Origin of the sequence: Streptomyces sp. NBC_01176, from assembly GCF_045039825.1 — a bacterium.
Taxonomy (GTDB): domain Bacteria; phylum Actinomycetota; class Actinomycetes; order Streptomycetales; family Streptomycetaceae; genus Streptomyces.
In genome coordinates this window covers 717,477-735,177 of sequence record NZ_CP108600.1, presented here as the reverse complement: position 1 = coordinate 735,177, position 17,701 = coordinate 717,477, and the positions used below count along the sequence as shown (strand labels likewise).

Genomic DNA, 17,701 nt, shown 5'->3' with positions numbered 1-17,701 from the left:
CGCTGGATCAGGCCGAACCCGTACACCATTGGTCGTCGGCCGCCGGGCGGCGGCCGGCCCGGTCCGCGGCGCGCGCGCCGCGTTCGGTGCCCGCCCGCCCCTGCTCGTCGGCGGTGGTGTCCCGAGGGGCGGCCGGCGCCTGCGCGGCGGAGGCGAGAAGGGCGAGCCGGTCGGCGCTGTCGGTGCCGGGATCGGGGTGGTAGACGACCAGCGTCTGCCCGCCCGTGCCGCCGATGCCGAGCCGCTCCCTGTTCAGCCACAGGCCACCGACCTGGGGATGGTCGATGTGCTTGGACGCGCCTTCGCACGCCGCCACGTCGTGGCGCGCCCACAGCCGGCTGAAGCGGGGGCTGGCGAGGCAGAGCTCGCCGACGAGCTCGATGAACCGGGGGTCGTCGATGTCGGTGCCGACGGACTCGCGGAAGCCCGCCACCATGCCCACGGTGGCGCTCTCCCAGTCCGCGTACAGAGCCCGTTCGGCGGGGTCGAGGAACACGTCTCGCAGCCGGTTGGCTCCCGTCACGAGTCGCGGTGAGAGAGCGGTCGCCAGGGCGTTGGCGGCGAGCACGTCGAAGTAGCGGCCCTCGACCAGTGCGGGCAGCGGGAGTGTGGCGACGAGCTTGGCGATGCCCGGAGGAACGGTCTCCCTCCGGCGCCGGTGCCTGTGCCGCCGGGGTCTTCCGGCGCCCAGACGCAACAGGTAGGCCGTAGCGTCGTCGTCGAGTCGCAGCACGCGGGCGAGCGACTCGAGGATCTGTACGGATGGGTTGCGGTCGCGGCCCTGCTCCAGGCGCAGGTAGTAGTCGGCACTGATGCCGGCGAGCATCGCGACCTCCTCCCGGCGCAGACCCGGAACGCGCCGTTTCCCCACGACCGGGATCCCCACCTGTTCGGGAGTGACGAGCTCACGGCGGGCGCGCACGTAATCGCCCAGCAGGTTCGTTTCGTCGCGCATCGCCCCACTGTAATTCGCCCCCCTGCGCGGGTGCCTGGCCCTGTCACCCCCAGGATCGAGGGGGCCCTGGCCCGGCCCGAGGGCGGGCGGCAGCATGATCAGCGACCCGCCGAGCGGGGACGGACACAGCGAGGAGCGGAACCCATGTCGACCTATCTGTTGGTACACGGCGCGTGGCACAGCGGAGAGTGCTGGGAACGGGTGGTGCCGTTGCTCGAGTCGGCCGGACACCGGGCGCTCACACCGTCACTGACCGGCCACGGCGACAAGGCGCGTCTGCTCGGCCCCGAAGTAGGGCTCGACACGCATGTCGACGACATCGTCGAGCTGATCACCGAGGAGGACCTCACCGAGGTGGTCCTGGTGGGCCACAGCTACGCCGGGCTGGTCATCTCGGCGGCGGCCGACCGGCTCCCGGACCGGATCGCCCATCTGGTCTACCTCGACGCGATGGTCCCCGAGGACGGCGAGAGCGCGGCCGACATCATGCCCGTGACCCAGGCACTGATCGACCTCGCCCTGAAGTCCGACAACGGCTGGCGGGTCCCGCCGCTCCCCGGGCTGCCGCCGCCCTCAGGTCTGTTCGGGGTCACCGACCCGGCGGACGTCGCCTGGCTGCGCACGACGCTGTCGGACCTTTCGGTGCGCTGCCTGCAACAGCCGGTCCGACTCGACAATCCGGCGGCGAACTCCATCCCGCGGACGCACATCCACTGCACCGAGGGCAGGCCCGAGGGCTTTGACCGGCGCCCCGTCCCCGCGACACAGCCCAACGGCAGCCCGGCACGGGTGCGGGAACTGGCGACCGGCCACGACTGCATGGTGACCATGCCGGCCGAACTCACCGACCTGCTGCTCGAGCTCGGCTGATCCGCCGACCCTCGTCACGCTGCCCGGCAAGGACACGGCATCGTGCGTGCCGTCACCCGGTCAGGCTTCGGAACCGGCCTCACGCAGGGTTCGCAGCCATTGGTCCGCTCGTCGCGGTGAGCGGAAACGGATGACGTGGAGCGGCGCGAAGCGGGGATCCTGGGTGCGTCGGGCGATCTCCGACCGCCGGGCGCCGTGCTGGGACCAGGCCCACCATGCCGGGTGGTCACTGCTGAACCAGCCCGAAAGGGTCTCCACGTTGCCGCCGAATATCCGCTCGCGCAGCAGCGTCCGGCGCAACGACCTGCGCAGGATGCGGGGCATGATCACGGACTTCGGGTAGTCGAGCCAGACCACCGTGTCGGCATGCGTCCACAGCAGATCCCGGACTTCCGGGTAGCCGAAGGAGTCGAAGATCCACCCCGGGGTGGCCGCGATCGTGGCCACCTGCTCGCGCAGATCGGGGTTGGACGCCCATCGCGGGCCGGTGAACTTCAGGGCGTCCATCTCGTGGAAAGGCAGCTCGAGCCGTACGGCGAGGGCCTGCGCCATGGTGGTCTTTCCGGCCCCGGTGATGCCGGCGACGAGGATGCGTTTCACCGGGGCAGGCTACTCGCCGCGTCGCCGTGCGGTCGGAGAGGGAGGTCCCCCGCGAGACACGCGACGGACCGAGCGCCCTGGAAGGCAACGGGGTTCTCCGCTCCTGCCGGTCGGCACGGACCCGGGGCGCGGTGAGTGCACGGGGCCGGTGAGGGCGGCCACGCGCTCCGGATGCGGGAGCCGCCGACCGCCCCTAGCGTGGCAGGCGTATCCCCCCAACCAAGGAGTGATCATGGGCAAGAGTTCCATGGACAAGGCCAAGGGCAAGGCCAAGGAGATGGCCGGCAAGGCCACCGGCAACGAGCGTATGGAAGCCGAGGGCAAGACCGACCAGGCCAAGGCCAACGTCCGCGAAGCCGCGGAGAAGGCCCGTGGCAAGGCCGCAGGTGCTCGCGACTCACTCCGCGACAAGCACTGACCGCTTCACCCCGCACGAAGGACGCCCCTCGACCCCGGTCGAGGGGCGTCCCTCTGCCGTCAGGAGCCACCACCCGTACGCGGCTCAGACGTCCCCGGGACGCCGGTCACGCGGTTCGGGCCGAGCGTCGCCGTGCCGCGGCGGCTCCAGCGTTCACCTGAACGGCCGTGCCCGGGGCTGGGTGAGGGGCGAGTGACGCTGTCCGGAGCCCGTGCACCGGGTGTCGGCCGGGTCATGCGCGACAGGCCTCGCCGCGGAGCCGCCGGCGAAGCCGATCGGTGACGACCGCGTGCGGTGCACGAAGTCCCCCGGATGGCGGCAACAGCGGCCAGGAAACCCGGAACAGGAGATTCCTGACCGCCGACGACGCACACGGTCTCCCACGGCCCCGGACCGGTCAACCATGTCGTTCCGTACGGTGAGTTGCTCGCCCCAGGCTCGTAAACTGGCCGCCGCGAGCGGTGACCGGCTCAGTGCTCGCCCGCGTCCACGGCACCACCGTCGGCTCCTCGACGCCGCCGCCCGCGATGCCGCCGCCCGCCTCGTCGGGGACGCACGGGGACGCACGGCCGAGACCCGGTGACCGTGGACGGGTGCGGCTGCCCGCCGGTGTGCCGAGGTCACGGCGCGGGGCCGCTCGCAGAACCGGTCCCGACGGCACGACAAGAGGACGGCATGACGGGGACGCCACGGGCCGGCGCGGGCGCCACGGCGTACGTCGTGGACACCGCCGCCGGCAGGGTGCGCGGCGCCGAGATCCGCGAGGGAGTCCTCGGCTGGCGCGGCATTCCCTACGCGGCCCCTCCCGTGGGTTCGCTGCGCCTGCGCCCGCCGAGGCGACCCGAGGCCTGGAGCGGTGTGCGCGAGGCCACGGAATACGGGGCCCCCGCCCCGCAGCCGCCCATGTTCCTGCCCGCCGTGACGGCGGACCCCCTGTCGGCCGACGCGCCCGCGCTGCCCGAACCGTCGGAGGACTGTCTCTACCTCAACGTGACGGCACCGGCGGGTGCCGAGGGCCGTCCCGTGCTGCTGTGGATCCACGGTGGCGGCTACCAGGTCGGTACCGGCACCGACATCGCCGGGGACGGCGCGGTCTTCGCACGCGCCCACGGTGTGGTCGTGGTGACGTTCAACTACCGTTTGGGCGCGCTGGGGTTCCTCGCGCTGGACGGGGAGGAGCACACCGGTTCCTACGGTCTGCACGACCAAGTCGCCGCGCTGCGCTGGGTCCGCGAGAACATCGCCGGCTTCGGCGGCGACCCGGACCGGATCACGCTCTACGGTCTGTCCGCCGGCGCCAAGTCCGTCGCCAACCTGCTCGCCTCGCCCCTCACCCGAGGCATGATCCACCGGGCGGTCTCGTCGAGCGGCGGAGCCGACCACGTCGCCGCCCGGTCCCAGGACGCCGCCCTGACGCGGCGGTTCCTGCGCGTGCTGGGAGCCGGGGCCGCGGACGGCATCCGCAGCGTGCCCGCGGAGGAGATCCTCGGCGCGCAGAACGCGGTCGGCGAGGGAGTGCGGGCCTCCTGGCTGTGGCGCCCCTCCATCGACGGACTCGCCCTGACCCGCAGGCCCCTGGACGCCCTCGCGGCGGGCGTCGCCGCGGGTGTCCCACTGCTGGCCCAGACGTGCGTCAACGAATGCGCGCTCTACCAACTCCTCGCTCCCGACGCGGCCGAGCGGGCGGACCGCGTCCTGGAGGAGTACTTCGGCGCCGCCGCGCGCGACCGCATCCTCGCCGTCTACGCGGAACACCCGTCCGAACCGGCCCGCGATCCGCTCCGGTTGCGGATCGACCTGATGACCGACGAGCGGTACGGAATCCCCACGACGCGCCTCGCCGACGCCCAGTGCGCCCACGCGCCCGTCTGGCGTTCCCGGTACGACATGCCGTTGACCGGGCTCCCGCCGGAAGTCGCGCCCGACGGGAAGTTGCCCGCGATCCACGGTACGGACGGCACCGCCATGTGGCTCGGCGGTCCGGGCGTCAACGGGCTGCTCCACGAGGCCTTCGGGGCCTTCGTCACCGCTGGCGTCCCCACCGCCGAGGGGCTGCCGGACTGGCCCGAGTACACCACAGGCCGACGCGCCACCATGGTCTTCGGTCCCACCGGGCCCCGCTCGGTCGACGACCCTCGCGGTGCCCGCCGTGCCGCCTGGCACGGCCGCGAGTGGCAGTCGGGGACCTGGTGGTCCCTCGACGACCTCGCGACCGGGCCGCACGGCTGACCGTCGGCCCGCCGCGCCCGCGCCGACGTGTGACGGCGAGCGAGTGGCGGCGCGTCACCGCTGGACCGACCGTGGAGCCGAGCGGCCTTCTCGTACGAGGGCCCCGGCCTCCCGGGGAGGTTCCCTCGTGGTGCCCGGCAGCACGGCCGGTACGGGGGCGAGCGACGGCCGGCGCGGTGCGTGCCGGGCGGGGAGACCGGTTCCACCGCACCCGCGGACAGTGCCGGGGGCCGGCCGGTGCTACACGCTGTAGCCGCCGTCGACCCCCAGCGCCTGCCCCGTGATGAAACCGGCGCGGTCCGAGGCGAGGAACGCCACCGCCTCCGCGATGTCCGCCGCCTCGCCGAAACGGCGCAGCGGGATGTTGCGGCGGGCGGTCCGCAGGGCCGTCTCGTCGAGTTCACCGGAGGTGATCAGCCGGGCGGCGATGCCGTCGGTCAGCATGCCCGGGGCGACGCAGTTCACCCGGACCCCGTACCGGCCCTCCTCGGCCGCCAGAGCCCGGGCGACCGCCTCGACCGCCCCCTTCGTGCCCGAGGAGAGCCCGTCGCGGACCGGGAACCTGCGGGTGGCCACGGTGGTGACGGCGACGATGCTGCCCCGGCTCTCCCGCAGCCTCGGCAGCGCGGGATGGACGAGATGGAAGAACGCCAGCGCGTCCGCGTCGAGCTGAGCCCGGAACTGACGTGGCGTCACCTGGCTGAGGTGCACCATCGGTACGTGCGGGCCGGCCGCGTACACCACCGTGTGGAGGCCGCCGAAGGTGTCGGTGGCCTCGGAGACCGCTTCCGCCGTGGCCACCTCGTCGGTCAGATCGAGCCGCAGCGCGAGGACCTGACGCCCGTGCTCGCGCACCTCGGCGGCGAGCGCGTCGGCCCCGGCCCGGCTGGTGCGGTACGTGAACGCCACGTCACTGCCGCGCTCGGCCAGCGTACGGACGACGGCCGCGCCGATACCACCGGTGCCGCCCGCGACGAACGCGGCACCCGACCTGCTGGAGAAGTCCGCCATGGTCCTCACGTTTCCAGGGAGTTGGCGACGATGAAGTACCTGACCTCGCTGGTCCCACGGTGCGACCCGCGCCGTACGGCACCCCGCCGCGTTGTCGGTTCACCTGAGTACACCCCGTAGGGCGGGATGTTCCCCGTCGTGCCAAGCGCCGCACCGGTCACGGCCGTTGATCCGAGCGCGGGGGCCGGGCGTGACCTAGCGGTCCGCGGCCGGGTTGCCCTCGACCCACTGGATCAGCAGATTCCGTACGTAGGGATTGCCCTCCTGCGCCGCGTGCGCCAGCCGCTCCGCGCTCGCGCGTGCGGCCCGCCAGGCCACCGGGGTGTCCTCGGCGTGTGCGGCGTCGGCCGCGGCCAGCGCGTCGGCCGCCAGGCGCCGGAGTTCCTCGGAGAGATCGTCGTGTGCCGCGGCCCGATAGGCCTCCAGGCGCAGTGCCGCCAGATCGGGGGCCTCGGGGGAGGGGGACGCGTGCGCCGGGGGCTGGGCGTAGCCACTGACCGCTATGACCACGCAGAAGGTCGCCACGTCCCGGCGGCTCTCCCGCTGCCCCCGTTCCACGGCGGGCCCGAGCCACGAGGCGGCCTTCCAGTGCGAGACCGAGGTGGCCGCGGTGAGCGCCACGATCAGTGCCGCCAGGGGAATCCAGCCGCCGAGCGCGTAACCGACCGGGCCGAGCACGAGGAAGCAGGCTCCGCTGAGCATCCATATGCGACGGCGGCCGATTCGCAGGTGTCGGGACTCCATGACGTTCAGTGTCGCAGGAGCGGGTGCGGAGCCGTGCGGCGGCGGGGGGATTCGAGGAGAGTCCCAGGACGGGTACTCCGGGGCGGCGGTCCGCGGGCGTCCGGTCGAGCCGGAAGGAGCGACCCGGTCGGGCCGGCCGAGGCGCCCGGCGTCCTCGTCGGCCGCGGCAGGCGTGCTCCGTGAACGGGCGTACGCGGTGAATGGCCGGAGATCGCCCTGACCCCCGGGCGCCGGGGTACATACGATGCGGTCGGTCCCGGACTTCACGGCTTCTTCACATTCCCGGGTCACCCATGCGCATGACCTTGTCATGTACATGGTTCAACAGTTCACGCTTGATCCAACGCACTGGTCTGCGACGGCCCCTCCCGTACGCGGGAGGAGCCGCACCCCCCAATTCGCGGCGGCACACGATTCGTGCCGCCGGAAACGCCAACGCAATGGATGGGAGCACCATGGCTGGTGGGCTTCTTCTGGGTGGCGCGATAGCCGCCCTGTTCGCCACCGCACTACCCGGACCGGACCCGTCCTCCGGGATCGTCGACCCGCCTCCGGACAAGATCGTCATCAAGGTCGCCACGGTGAACGGTTCCGGCTGCCCGCAGGGCACCGCCGCGGTCGCGGTGTCGCCGGACAACACGGCCTTCACCGTCACCTACAGTGAATACCTCGCCCAGGTGGGCGGCACCTCGGGGCCCACCGCGTTCCGCAAGAACTGCCAGCTCAACCTGATCGTCCACGTGCCGCAGGGCTTCACGTACGCCATCGCCAGCGCCGACTACCGCGGCTTCGCGTCGCTGCAGCCCGGTGCCAGCAGCACCGAGAAGGCCTCGTACTACTTCCAGGGCTCCTCGAGCACGGCGGCCATCACGCACCCCTTCGGTGGCCCGTACAACGACAACTGGCAGGCCACCGACGTCACGGACTGGGCCCAACTGGTCTGGGCCCCCTGTGGTGTTCAGCGGAACTTCAACATCAACACCGAGCTGCGCGTCAACGCGGGCACGTCCGCGCCGGGCAGCACCAGCTTCATGACCATGGACTCGACGGACGGCGACATCAGCACCGTCTACCACCTGGCCTGGAAGGAGTGCCCCGGATCATGACCCGGGATCGCTGACCCGGCGACCCCGGCCCCTCGGGCCCTTGACCGGCTCCGCCGCATCGGAGCCGGTCAAGGGCCGCGGCACCGGGGCGGCGACTTGACTAGGGCAGCAACTTGTCGAGGGCGGCGGGCCCCTCCTGCGCCAGCTTGCGTTCGGCCCAGGCGAGGTTCTCCGGGGTGATGTCGCGACCTGCGGCGAGCACCAGGTCCTCGGCGGTGACCTCGCCGCCGGCGCCGGTGTGCAGCAGCGCGTCGGGGGTCGCCCTCTCGTCGGACGGCACGGGCGAATCCGATTGGCTCGTTGACATGATCTCTCCCTGTTCCACCAGACCTGTTCTCACGCTACGGGCAATCCGGGCACCCCGCGCGACGCGTCCCGGGCGCGTCCGGGACGCCCCGCCCGTGACCGGACACGGGTCGGGAGCCGGAGCAGGAGGCGGTCCTCGGGGTCCGGGCGACCCGTTCGGACGTACAACGATGTCGGGCCGCGGTCCCGCAGGTGAAGGTGGAGGCACCGCACTCCTGCGAATGATCGGAGCATGTAATGCGTATTCGTCTGATGGCTGCCGCCGGGCTGGCGAGCGTGGCCCTCGTGGCCACCGCCGGGACCGCCTCCGCCGCCGACCCCGACCCGGTCGGCGTCGCCGTGGGCAGCCCCGGTCTCCTGTCCGGCAACGTCATTCAGATCCCCGTCGACCTCGGCCTGAACCTCTGTGGCGACTCGGTCGACGTGGTGGGCCTGCTGAACCCGGCGAGCGGGAACACCTGCGCGAACAGCTGACCCGCCAGGGCTGCCGGGCAGGGTTGCCTGCCCGGCGGTGCGCGGCCGGGCACGGGATTCCGGCCGGCCGCGCTCCTGGTCGTCCCGTCCGCCGAGCGCGTCGTTCGACCACGGCGATCCGGCCGGTACGGACACTTCCGACCCGCAGGACTACCTCGGCCCCTGCGTCACGCTCCCTCGCCGGACCGCATGCATGCACGTTCCCCGTCGTGGCCAGTGGTCCGGCGTGCCGGTCGTCCACCTCCGCACCGGCCGTGACCGTGACGCCCGTGCCGACCGCCCGCGCCGATGCCCGCGCGCGGACGCCCGCGCTTTCGCGCCGACGATAGTGGCCGGTTCCCGCCCCGAGGTGTGGAGGCCGGCCGGACCCGGCGTCGTCGCCAACTCCGCACGGGCGAGGACCCGTTCCAGCCGTCACGTGACCTTTCCGACCCCGCCCGCCGTCGGACGGTCGCCGGTGACGCCCTAGTACGGGTGGGACCCGAAGGACGCGACGAGCGTCCCGTCGGCGCACTCGTCCGGTGAACCGGTGGGAGCGACGCGGGCGACATCGCGCCGCGCCTCCCAGAACCTTCGGGTCGGGCATTTCGGCCCCCTCGGCCTGCTCGGCCCCCTCGGCCCCCTTGGCTTGCTCGGCCCCCTCGGGCACGCGGCCTGCTCGGCGTCCACGTACCCCGGTACCCTCCGCGACGGCGGACTCGCGAGCCCCGCTGACGCCGACCACGGCGCGGTGGCGCGGCTCGTCCGCCATGGCGTACCCGACCCGGATCGCTGCGTTGCGGTCATCCCGTCGCTCGCCCCGACACCGCCGACCGTCGCGCGTGGCTCCCGCGCGCGGGCTCCACACGCGTGGCGGTCCGTCCACCGGCCGGCGGCACCGGCGCCGGCATCCACGCCTGCACCTGATGAGACGCGCCGTCGGTGAGCAGGGCCCACCGGGGGCCGCTCCGTCCGCTCCGGCGCCTCCCTGTGGCCTGCGCGCGGAGCCGTCGGGCCGCGAGTGAGATCGCCCGGCCTGCTCGAACCGTCGATTCCGGCCGCGCTCCCCGTCGGGCCGCCCGTCGGCGGGCGTCAGGTCCGGGGTGTCCGGGCCCCGCTCGGGAGTACGGGCGTGACGACCGGTGTCGCGTCACGGGCGCGCGTACGGAACCCGGCGTGGCCCCCGGTGCAGGGGGATGCGGGGGCAACTGCCGTGGTCCGGAAGGTGAGTGGACGGCCAATGATTCTCCATTGGCCTGTACATGCCCAATTACACCGGCCAGACTGTGCGCCGAAACCAGCACCCCCCACCCGAGGAGCACCCCTCATGCGCATGCCCGCCCGGCAACGTTGTCACGCCGTTCTGGCCGGTCTTGTCACCCTCGCCACGGCCGCCGCCCTCTCGGTCGCCGCCACCGCTCCCGCCGCGGCCGCGGACACCTGGAACGAGGTCGGTTCCGACCGCGCCGATCCGCTGACCGAGAGCCAGGGACTCGCCTCGGTCGAGGTCCCGGCCGGCAGCCCCAACCGGTACACGGGGATCGGCACGGTCCCGTTCGACCTCACCGTCCGCGGCTGGAACCACGTGGGCGACCCCGACGCCTCGTACAACGGCTACTACGTGGAGCCGTACCAGGCGGACTCCGGCAGCGCCAAGATGTTCCGCGTGCAGGCACCGGGCGGTGCCTGGTCGGAGTACGTCCACGCCCTGAGTCCCGGGGAGGCGCTGAACAACTCCTTCGACACCATCTCGCCGAACGGCTCCTGGATGGTGTCCGGCGAGTGGGGCACGATGAACCGCCTGCTGGTCTTCCCGACCCCCGGCGTGAACCCCGCCACCTCCTCCTCCGCGAACCTCCCGCAGGCCTCCACCATCAACCTCGACCACGCCGTACGCGACGTACAGGGCTGCGACTTCGCCACGTCGACGCAGCTGTTGTGCTCCTCCGACGACCCGGAGGGAGCGCTCTTCGGCATCACCAAGCCGCTGCTGCAGATCGACCTGTCGGCCGAGCCCGGCTCCGCCGACGTGACCGGTCATGTCACGGCCCTGCGCCAGCTCCCGCTGCGCAGCTCCTGCTCGGGCAGCTTCGAGTCGGAGGGCATCGACTACGACCGGCGCACCGGCACCCTGCGCGTGATCGTCGTGTCGCCGGGCTTCTGCGTACTCACCGACAGCAAGACCTACAGGTTCACCAGGAGCTGAGCGCACCCCGGGCCACGACACGGGGGACCGGCCGAAGCGTATGCGTCCGACGCGGGGAGGTCTAAGGTCGGAAGCAGAACGACAATGATTGGGGGCGGCCGGTAGTGGTGCAGGACGAGGCCGTGGTCGGCTGTATCGGGGAGCTCCTCGTCGGCACGCGGGGAGCCGCCGGTCCCGGCGAGATCCTGGTGCGGGTGAGAGGCGGATCGGAGACCTTCCTCGCCTGGTCGCAGGAGCCCCTCCCGATCGGGGCCATCGTGCTTGTGATCGAATCCCGTGGATGCCGTGAGGTCGACGTCATCGAGTGGGCCGATCCGTTGGACGCGTTGGGCGGGGATCCCGCCGACGCCGGTTAAGGAGTAGAGCGATGTTCGGTTACCGCGTTCCCGCACCCGACGAGGCGATGTTGATCTCGGGCGGCAGGCGGGGACTGGGGGGCGCGCCGTTCCGCGTGGTGACGGGTCACGGCAAGTTCGTGCTCCCGGTTTTTCGCAAGACCCGTTTCCTCACCCTCTCGATGTGTGAGGCGGAGGTCACCGAGACCTGTGTGACCAAGCAGGGAATCGCGCTGCACGTCCGCGCCGTGATCGCGTTCAAGGTCGGCAACGACCACGAGAGCATCATCAACGCGGGTCAGCGGTTCCTGTCCGACCAGGACCAGATGTCGGTGCTGACCGGCCGGATCTTCGCCGGTCATCTGCGCGCCATCATCGGCTCGATGACGGTCGAGGAGATCGTCACCGAACGGCAGAAGCTCGCCGCGGAGGTCCTGGACACGTCGAAGATCGAGATGGCCAAGATCGGTCTGATCGTGGACTCGCTGCAGATCCAGTCGATCGACGACGGCGACACCGGATACATCGAGGCCATGTCCGCACCGCACAAGGCCGCCATCCAGCGCCAGGCGCAGATCGCGCAGGCCCAGGCCACCCAGGCCTCGGTCGAGGCCGAGCAGGTGGCCGCGCGCAACCAGGCCGAGTACGCCCGGCAGACCGCGATAGTGAGGGCGGAGTACTCGGCCGAGGTGGACCGCGCGCAGGCCCAGGCGGCCCAGGCCGGACCGCTGGCGCAGGCCCACGCGCAGCAGGAGGTGCTCGCGGCACAGACCGAACTGGCCCAGAAGGCGGCCCAGTTGCGTCAGCAGCAGCTGGTGGCCGAGATCGTGAAGCCCGCCGAGGCGGAGGCCGAGCGGATCAAGGTGCTCGCCATCGCCGACGCGGAGCGCATGAAGATCCAGGCCGAGGCGGCGGCTTCGCACGACCGGGTGGCGCTGGACCGGATGCTGATCGACCAGCTGCCGCTGATCGTGAAGGAGGCCGCGGGCGGTCTCGCGGGTGCCAACGTCAACGTGCTGAACGGTGCGGACGGCCTCGGTGAGATCGCCGCCGGCCTGGTCGCCCAGGGCCTGACGATCCTGGACTCGGTCCGTCAGAACCTGAACGGCAACAACTCCGACGGCCGCTCGGAGAAGACGGAGGCACTGCTGGAGCTGCCGGGGTACCTGCGGACGCCGGAGAAGGGCGCCGACGGGAACGAGTCGCAGGACGGCTCGTCTTCGAAGGGCTGACCGCGAAGTACCGCCCCGGGAACGTGACTTGGGCTGCGTGACGTTGACGAGCCGAGGCATCGTCGGCGTCACGCGTCGAGTGCCGTCACTGTGGCACGGCTCCCGGGGCGCCGACCCCCGAATCCTTCGACGCGGCCGCCGCCACGGATGTCCGCGCCGGGGGAGCGCCGGGCGCCGAGGGCGTCGGCGCGCGCTTCCGCGTGATGCGGCGGAGCGTCAGCTGAGCCAGCCGGTCGCGCTGTTGCCCGGGGGAAGCGAAGGCGGAAGGGACGGAGGCAGCGGGCGCGCGTTCGGGACCGAAGCGCCGGGAGGCCTCGGGAGGAGACCGCCCGACGAGGGATCCGTGTTGAGGATCCATTCGAGTTCGCGTTGGATCCTGCGGGCCTCGTTGCGGACCTGAAGCGGTATGTCGCCGCGTTCGGAGATCAGTTGGGCGTAGATCGGTGCTTCGTGCACGGGTGGCGCTTCTCCTCGTGTCTGGTGCCGTGCCTCTACGGTAAGGCCGCGGCGACTTCACGGGAGTCATCCTCCCAGTTCGGCCAGAACCGGAAGAACTCGACCACGGAGTGGCACGTTCAGGGGGACGGTCCCCGGCTTGAAGGCCGGGGACCGTCCCCCTCGTACTTGGTCCGGAGGCCCCTTTCGGGGCGCCCCTAGGAGCCGTTGGAGCTCGACGGGCCGAAGAACTCGATCTCGGCTATGGAGACCTGCTTGGAGGCGGCGGCGCCGTAGGCCGAGCGGATGATGAAGCGGACCGCGGTGACATCACCCGCGCGGAACTTGCGGCTCTGGCCGCCCGCGCCCTGGTCGAGGGTGAGGAAGCGGGTGCTGGTCCTGCCGTTCGCGGTGGTGACGCGCGCTTCGATGCGGTGCGGCAGCGCCGACTGGGAGAGCTGGTCCGCGCGGGTGGAGACGCCCGGTGTGATGACCAGGTCCAGGAGCCTGGTCGGCTGCGCGAAGCGGGCCTCCAGCCACTCGCCGTCCCCGGACTGCGAGACACCCGGTCCCCACCAGGTGTTGTTGAGTTTGTCGAAGGCGAGCCCGGCGCCGTGACCGGGGAAGGAACGGGACGCCTTGTAGCTGTCGGGGCCGATCGGGGCCCGCTTGGCGAAGTGGTCCTTCACCGCCTGCACCGCCGTACCGGTGTTCATCGCGGCGACCACCACCAGAGTGAGCACGACCGCGCCGACCACCCAGTTCATGACGCGTCCGAAGCCGCGCCGCAGCCGCGGCCGGTCGCCGGCCCACGGCGTCTGCCCGTTACGGGAGTTGAGCAGCCGCCGCCACCAGGGCAGCCGCCCCGGGGCCTGCCGCTCGCCGGCCATGGGCAGGGCACACCGGCCGCAGAAGTGCCGGTCCGGACGGTTGGGAGTGGCACACCAGGGACAGGGCACACCCCCTTCCGCTCCGTGCTCGCCACCCGGGGCGCGGACCTGCGGGCGGTTCGCGACGGGGAGGCCCGGGAGCACGGGCGCCACCGAAGGCGCCGCGGGGCGCTCCTCCGGATCCGCCACCGGCACCAGCAGCGACCTGGCCCGCTCGGCCGCGGAGTCCCGGGTGACCGCGGGGGCGGCGGACGGCAGTGGCTCGGTGTCCGCGGCGTCCTCGTGCTCTGCCACGGCCGCCGTCGGGGACGCCTCGGGAAGCGTGGGGTGGGCGCGCGGGACGTCGTCGTCCGTCCCACCCGGGCCGCCGTGGACCGAGGTCGCCGCGGCCCGCGCTCCGACCGTCGCGTCCGAGGCCCCGTCGCCGCGGTTCACGTTCTCGCTGTTGCTGTTGCTGTTGCTGTTGCTGTTGCTGTTGCCGGCGTCGGCCTTGTCCGCGTCCACGGCGTCCGGGCCGCCCGTGCCCGCCTGCCGCCCGCCGGTTCTGGCGTCCGTGTCATGGGAGGTACGCGCCGTCCCCGTACCGGCGCCCGGGACGGGGAACGCGTCCCACCCCGGCTCGTCCTGGGCGGCCCTGGCACCGCCTGCCGCCGTCCCGGAGGCTCCGGACGCGTCGGAAGCCGAGGGCCGTCCGCCCCGGGCGCCCCCGGCCGGTGGTGCCTCGTCGGTGGCCACGGCGCCGGGGTGCCGGGGCTCCGCCGCGGCCCCCGCCCGGGAACCGGTCGCCCGGGCGGCGGCCGTCACGGCCGGATTCCCGGCCCAGTCGAGCACCGCGCCGCAGGCGTCGCAGAAGGACTGACCGGGCTCCGCCCGAGTGCCGCATTCGGCACAGGCGGGGGCACGCCCGGGTTCGGTGCCTGGGGTCTGGGTGGTCATCTCTCGGGGATCCTTTCGGCGGCGGTCACCTGGACCGTGTAGGGCATGTGGGCGGGGCGGGCGGCCGCCACGAGGCTCTCCAGCCGGTACTCGTCCGCCGGTGTCGGATCGGGCAGCCGCAGAGTGACGTGCAGCCGGGGGCGGCGGTCGCCGGGGACCGGGCCGAGCGGGCGGGGATCCCAGGCGGCGGCGCCGCTCTCGGTGATCTCCGGCTCGGCGCCGAAGGCGAGCCGGACCGCTTCGGTCAGACCGCGACGGGTGCCGCGTACCCGGTGCAGATACGCGGCGGCGGCGACGGCCGCGCGCAGCCGGGCGTCCGGCTCCGAGCCGTCGATCTCGGCGCCGACCCAACTGCCGAGCCAGCGGGCGAAGTCGGCCGGCGCGAGCGCCGGGTCGAAGTAGCTGTGCAGACAGTCGAGAGCGAGCAGGATCGGTGCCACGACCTCGTCGAGGCCCGCGACGAAACGCAGCGCGAGGTCGTCGTCGGCGAAGACCGCGGGGAGCATCGCGCCGATCGGCGCCGAGGACTCCAGGCCGTCGATGGAGCCCCTCATGAACCGTCGCCTATGACGCGCACCCGGTGGTCGAACGAGAAGACCAGGGAAGGGGCTTCGAGATCGATCCGGTCGGTCGGGTCGCCGCGCTTGCCCGTCAGCGGGTCGGCGGGGTGGAGTTGCACCGCGTCGACGAGTTCGACGCCGGGGACGCGCTGCAGCACCGCGAACACCTCGCCCGACTGCACGGGGCGGCCGAAGGGCCAGCCGGTGCCGTTCGCGCCGCCGGTGAGCGGATCGAGGTGGCGGTAGAGCGCGTCGTGCGCCTGGCGGCGGACCCGATCGGTGTCGACGCCGCGGAAGGCGTGCACGGTGGCCACCACGGTGACGCCCTGGTAGAAGGGCGGGCCGACCGCGAGGCGGGTGCCGATCAGCCGCCGTTCGTCGAGATAGCGGGTGATGCGCTGCAACAGGGCGTCGCCCGGCACGAGTTGCTCGAAGCGCAGTCGTCCGCCGGGGTCCGGCACCGCCTGCGGGACGACCAGGACACGGACCGCGTAGGCGCCGTGCTCGCCCTCGTCGCCCTCCAGACAGGTGATACGGGCGGTCTCGGGCGCGGCGCGCCGGGCGAGTTCCTCGTAGTCGCGCAGGGTCACGGCCCGCTCCTGGGCCCGCAGGGTGATCGGCGCCCGGGTCTTCGCCTCGGCGACGGTCTCGCCGTCGACGCCCCCGCGCGCCGCCTCCCGGTTGACGACCTCCGCGACGTACGGCACCGAGCTGCGCAGCACCTGGACCGCACCGCGGGCCACGTTGCCGGCCCGGCCGCCGCCGGTCCGGTAGCGGCGGGCGCGGATCACGGCGCCCTTGGGCGCCACCGACCCGTACTGGCGGAGTGTGCCGTCGGGCTCGCGGACGGCGGGTCCGAAGGAGATCTCTCCAGTGGCCGCGTCCAGGGCGATGTGCCGGTCGTCGGGGCCGGACGCGGCGAAGTGCGGGACGACGTCCCAGTCGGCCCAGCCGTCACGCTCGGCCGTCTGCAGCAGGACCGGCGGGGTGTCCCCGACGACGGGGAAGTGGACGAGCCGCAGCCGCTGTCCGGGCAGCCCGGTGGACTCGCCGAGCGCCTCGTCCCGGACCGTCTCGGCGTGGATCGCCGAGGTGGTGCCGCCGAGTGTGAACGCCTCCGCGGCCTGGACGGTCGGCGAGGTGGTGTAGAAGGGCTGGCCGGGCAGGGGCTCGGTCACCCGGCAGCGCAGCCAGCCCGCCTCCTGCCCGCCGGTGCGGGAGAGCGTGTGGCCGCCGGGGACGTGCAGCACGACGTCACCGGGCCGGTTCAGACCGCCGGTGCCGTCGCGGTCGACCTCGCAGGCGGTCCAGCCGTCCTCGGTCCACGCCTCCCAGACCAGGGGCGGCTGGCGCGGGTCGACACCGACACCGTCGACCCGGCTGTCGAGCTCCAGGGCCACCGCGCAGTGCGGTACGGCCGTGGTGAGGCCGAAGAGCATGCAGTCACCGGGACCGGGTGCCTCCGCGAAGCACAGCACGTCCTTGCCCTCGGTGAGGTCGGCCGTCCGGTCGGTGACCGGAAGTCCACTGTGCTGCACCACGAGATGACGCAACGCGGTCGGTACGAGGGTGAGTTCACGCTCGGTCGCGAAGACGACGGCCTCCTCGCTCTCGGTGCGCAGCGTCGCGGCCTCGGTGCCGACGGGCAGCACGATCGGCTCCTCCTGCGGCGCGGACAGCCAGAAGGTGACGTCGGTGCGGGCGGCCGAGGGCGGGAAGAGCGTGATGCCCACGAGATCCAGGAAGGCCAGATGGTTCTTCTCCGGGACCCGGTTGAGCCGGTAGACGATCTGGTCGGCCATGTGGGCGACCGTCTCCACGAGGGTGACGCCGGGGTCCGACACGTTGTGGTCGGTCCATTCGGGGGCGCGCTGCTGGATGTAGCGCTTGGCGTCGTCGACGAACTGCTGGAAGCGGCGGTCGTCGAGATTCGGGGAAGGCAGTGCCATCAGCGGTCGCTTTCAAGGGAGTTGCCCGAGCCCGTGGCGTCGGGATCCTCGTGGGAGGGAATGACGTAGAACGGAAAGACCAGACTGCGGGGGTTGTTGGTGCCACGGATCGAATAGCGCACGTCGATGAAGAGCACGCCCTGGTCCGCGCCGGCCGTCACCTCGACGTCGTTGACCTCGATCCGCGGCTCCCAGCGGTCCAGGGTGGTGTACACCTCGTGCTGGATGCGCCCCGCCGTCGCCTCGTTGACCGGGGAGAACACCAGGTCGTGGATGGCGCAGCCGAACTCGGGCCGCATCGGGCGCTCGCCCGGCGCCGTGGCCAGCACCAGCCGGATGGCCTCCTCGATCTCCCGCTCCCCGCTGACCAGCGCGATGCCTCCGGTGGGGCCGATGCGCATGGGGAACGCCCAGCCGGATCCGACGAACTGCTCGGCCATCAGAGGGACACCCGCCTTTTCCTGAC

18 protein-coding genes are annotated in these 17,701 nt (G+C 72.6%); 8 read left to right on the top strand and 10 right to left on the bottom strand.

Translation table 11 applies throughout. The annotated features are described in order from the left end of the window. Nucleotides 1–7 precede the first annotated feature (7 nt). Complete coding sequence (locus OG199_RS02870; protein ID WP_405827715.1) at nt 8–955, bottom strand: helix-turn-helix domain-containing protein; 948 nt, start codon at nt 953–955, stop codon at nt 8–10. Nucleotides 956–1,099: 144 nt separating this feature from the next. Between OG199_RS02870 and OG199_RS02865 the strand changes: the two genes are divergently transcribed. Beyond that, nucleotides 1,100–1,825: an alpha/beta fold hydrolase gene (locus tag OG199_RS02865; protein ID WP_405827713.1), complete on the top strand. Its 726-nt coding sequence runs from the start codon at nt 1,100–1,102 to the stop codon at nt 1,823–1,825. Between the two features lie 60 nt (nt 1,826–1,885). Here OG199_RS02865 and OG199_RS02860 read toward each other — a convergent pair whose 3' ends face one another. Continuing rightward, nucleotides 1,886–2,425, bottom strand: coding sequence for an AAA family ATPase (locus OG199_RS02860; protein WP_356807855.1), 540 nt, complete (start codon nt 2,423–2,425; stop codon nt 1,886–1,888). 232 nt (nt 2,426–2,657) lie between these two features. Here OG199_RS02860 and OG199_RS02855 point away from each other — a divergent pair, with 232 nt between their 5' ends. Together OG199_RS02855 and OG199_RS02850 are read left to right on the top strand one after the other, a co-directional pair. Further along, the gene (locus tag OG199_RS02855; RefSeq protein ID WP_187285469.1) at nt 2,658–2,843 is read left to right on the top strand and encodes a CsbD family protein; all 186 of its coding nucleotides are present in this window, start codon (nt 2,658–2,660) and stop codon (nt 2,841–2,843) included. Nucleotides 2,844–3,518: 675 nt separating this feature from the next. Further along, nucleotides 3,519–5,072: a carboxylesterase/lipase family protein gene (locus OG199_RS02850; protein ID WP_405827711.1), complete on the top strand. Its 1,554-nt coding sequence runs from the start codon at nt 3,519–3,521 to the stop codon at nt 5,070–5,072. Between the two features lie 240 nt (nt 5,073–5,312). Here the strand turns inward: OG199_RS02850 and OG199_RS02845 are convergent, their stop codons facing one another. Next, complete coding sequence (locus tag OG199_RS02845; protein WP_356807851.1) at nt 5,313–6,083, bottom strand: SDR family oxidoreductase; 771 nt, start codon at nt 6,081–6,083, stop codon at nt 5,313–5,315. A gap of 195 nt (nt 6,084–6,278) precedes the next feature. Continuing rightward, the gene (locus OG199_RS02840) at nt 6,279–6,827 is read right to left on the bottom strand and encodes a hypothetical protein (protein ID WP_356807849.1); all 549 of its coding nucleotides are present in this window, start codon (nt 6,825–6,827) and stop codon (nt 6,279–6,281) included. A gap of 455 nt (nt 6,828–7,282) precedes the next feature. On the opposite strand from OG199_RS02840, the gene OG199_RS02835 reads away from it, so the two are divergent. After that, on the top strand, nt 7,283–7,933 hold the full coding sequence (locus tag OG199_RS02835) for a DUF4360 domain-containing protein (RefSeq protein ID WP_401804493.1): 651 nt from the start codon (nt 7,283–7,285) through the stop codon (nt 7,931–7,933). Nucleotides 7,934–8,033: 100 nt separating this feature from the next. Here OG199_RS02835 and OG199_RS02830 read toward each other — a convergent pair whose 3' ends face one another. After that, nucleotides 8,034–8,240: a hypothetical protein gene (locus tag OG199_RS02830; protein WP_266707412.1), complete on the bottom strand. Its 207-nt coding sequence runs from the start codon at nt 8,238–8,240 to the stop codon at nt 8,034–8,036. Nucleotides 8,241–8,476: 236 nt separating this feature from the next. On the opposite strand from OG199_RS02830, the gene OG199_RS02825 reads away from it, so the two are divergent. The 4 genes from OG199_RS02825 to OG199_RS02810 all read left to right on the top strand — a co-directional run bounded on the left by OG199_RS02825 (nt 8,477) and on the right by OG199_RS02810 (nt 12,465). Then, nucleotides 8,477–8,713, top strand: a complete 237-nt coding sequence (locus tag OG199_RS02825) for a chaplin (RefSeq protein ID WP_356807846.1) — start codon at nt 8,477–8,479, stop codon at nt 8,711–8,713. Between the two features lie 1,306 nt (nt 8,714–10,019). Further along, nucleotides 10,020–10,898, top strand: coding sequence for a hypothetical protein (locus OG199_RS02820; protein ID WP_405827708.1), 879 nt, complete (start codon nt 10,020–10,022; stop codon nt 10,896–10,898). Between the two features lie 104 nt (nt 10,899–11,002). Further along, a complete protein-coding gene (locus tag OG199_RS02815) occupies nt 11,003–11,254 on the top strand; it encodes a hypothetical protein (RefSeq protein ID WP_351724305.1) in 252 nt (83 codons plus the stop codon). Between the two features lie 11 nt (nt 11,255–11,265). Beyond that, nucleotides 11,266–12,465, top strand: coding sequence for an SPFH domain-containing protein (locus OG199_RS02810; RefSeq protein WP_356805312.1), 1,200 nt, complete (start codon nt 11,266–11,268; stop codon nt 12,463–12,465). Between the two features lie 216 nt (nt 12,466–12,681). On the opposite strand, the gene OG199_RS02805 is transcribed toward OG199_RS02810, so the two are convergent. From OG199_RS02805 to OG199_RS02785, 5 genes are all read right to left on the bottom strand, one after another. Then, nucleotides 12,682–12,921: a hypothetical protein gene (locus OG199_RS02805; RefSeq protein WP_266707404.1), complete on the bottom strand. Its 240-nt coding sequence runs from the start codon at nt 12,919–12,921 to the stop codon at nt 12,682–12,684. Nucleotides 12,922–13,118: 197 nt separating this feature from the next. Beyond that, on the bottom strand, nt 13,119–14,726 hold the full coding sequence (locus OG199_RS02800) for an NADase-type glycan-binding domain-containing protein (RefSeq protein WP_405827705.1): 1,608 nt from the start codon (nt 14,724–14,726) through the stop codon (nt 13,119–13,121). Then, complete coding sequence (locus OG199_RS02795; protein WP_405827703.1) at nt 14,723–15,280, bottom strand: phage tail protein; 558 nt, start codon at nt 15,278–15,280, stop codon at nt 14,723–14,725. The genes OG199_RS02800 and OG199_RS02795 overlap by 4 nt, the downstream gene beginning before the upstream one ends. Then, nucleotides 15,277–17,235: a putative baseplate assembly protein gene (locus OG199_RS02790; protein ID WP_356805318.1), complete on the bottom strand. Its 1,959-nt coding sequence runs from the start codon at nt 17,233–17,235 to the stop codon at nt 15,277–15,279. The genes OG199_RS02795 and OG199_RS02790 overlap by 4 nt, the downstream gene beginning before the upstream one ends. Then, complete coding sequence (locus OG199_RS02785; protein WP_266707396.1) at nt 17,235–17,675, bottom strand: GPW/gp25 family protein; 441 nt, start codon at nt 17,673–17,675, stop codon at nt 17,235–17,237. Before OG199_RS02785 ends, OG199_RS02790 begins: the two co-directional genes overlap by 1 nt. Nucleotides 17,676–17,701 lie beyond the last annotated feature (26 nt).

What these genes read in the sequence shown, in the direction of transcription:
- OG199_RS02800 (WP_405827705.1), bottom strand. Translation starts at nt 14,726, where the DNA reads ATGACCACCCAGACCCCAGGCACCGAACCCGGGCGTGCCCCCGCCTGT.
- OG199_RS02790 (WP_356805318.1), bottom strand. Translation starts at nt 17,235, where the DNA reads ATGGCACTGCCTTCCCCGAATCTCGACGACCGCCGCTTCCAGCAGTTC.
- OG199_RS02865 (WP_405827713.1), top strand. Translation starts at nt 1,100, where the DNA reads ATGTCGACCTATCTGTTGGTACACGGCGCGTGGCACAGCGGAGAGTGC.
- OG199_RS02855 (WP_187285469.1), top strand. Translation starts at nt 2,658, where the DNA reads ATGGGCAAGAGTTCCATGGACAAGGCCAAGGGCAAGGCCAAGGAGATG.
- OG199_RS02835 (WP_401804493.1), top strand. Translation starts at nt 7,283, where the DNA reads ATGGCTGGTGGGCTTCTTCTGGGTGGCGCGATAGCCGCCCTGTTCGCC.
- OG199_RS02840 (WP_356807849.1), bottom strand. Translation starts at nt 6,827, where the DNA reads ATGGAGTCCCGACACCTGCGAATCGGCCGCCGTCGCATATGGATGCTC.
- OG199_RS02870 (WP_405827715.1), bottom strand. Translation starts at nt 955, where the DNA reads ATGCGCGACGAAACGAACCTGCTGGGCGATTACGTGCGCGCCCGCCGT.
- OG199_RS02845 (WP_356807851.1), bottom strand. Translation starts at nt 6,083, where the DNA reads ATGGCGGACTTCTCCAGCAGGTCGGGTGCCGCGTTCGTCGCGGGCGGC.
- OG199_RS02830 (WP_266707412.1), bottom strand. Translation starts at nt 8,240, where the DNA reads ATGTCAACGAGCCAATCGGATTCGCCCGTGCCGTCCGACGAGAGGGCG.
- OG199_RS02820 (WP_405827708.1), top strand. Translation starts at nt 10,020, where the DNA reads ATGCGCATGCCCGCCCGGCAACGTTGTCACGCCGTTCTGGCCGGTCTT.
- OG199_RS02785 (WP_266707396.1), bottom strand. Translation starts at nt 17,675, where the DNA reads ATGGCCGAGCAGTTCGTCGGATCCGGCTGGGCGTTCCCCATGCGCATC.
- OG199_RS02825 (WP_356807846.1), top strand. Translation starts at nt 8,477, where the DNA reads ATGCGTATTCGTCTGATGGCTGCCGCCGGGCTGGCGAGCGTGGCCCTC.
- OG199_RS02810 (WP_356805312.1), top strand. Translation starts at nt 11,266, where the DNA reads ATGTTCGGTTACCGCGTTCCCGCACCCGACGAGGCGATGTTGATCTCG.
- OG199_RS02850 (WP_405827711.1), top strand. Translation starts at nt 3,519, where the DNA reads ATGACGGGGACGCCACGGGCCGGCGCGGGCGCCACGGCGTACGTCGTG.
- OG199_RS02795 (WP_405827703.1), bottom strand. Translation starts at nt 15,280, where the DNA reads ATGAGGGGCTCCATCGACGGCCTGGAGTCCTCGGCGCCGATCGGCGCG.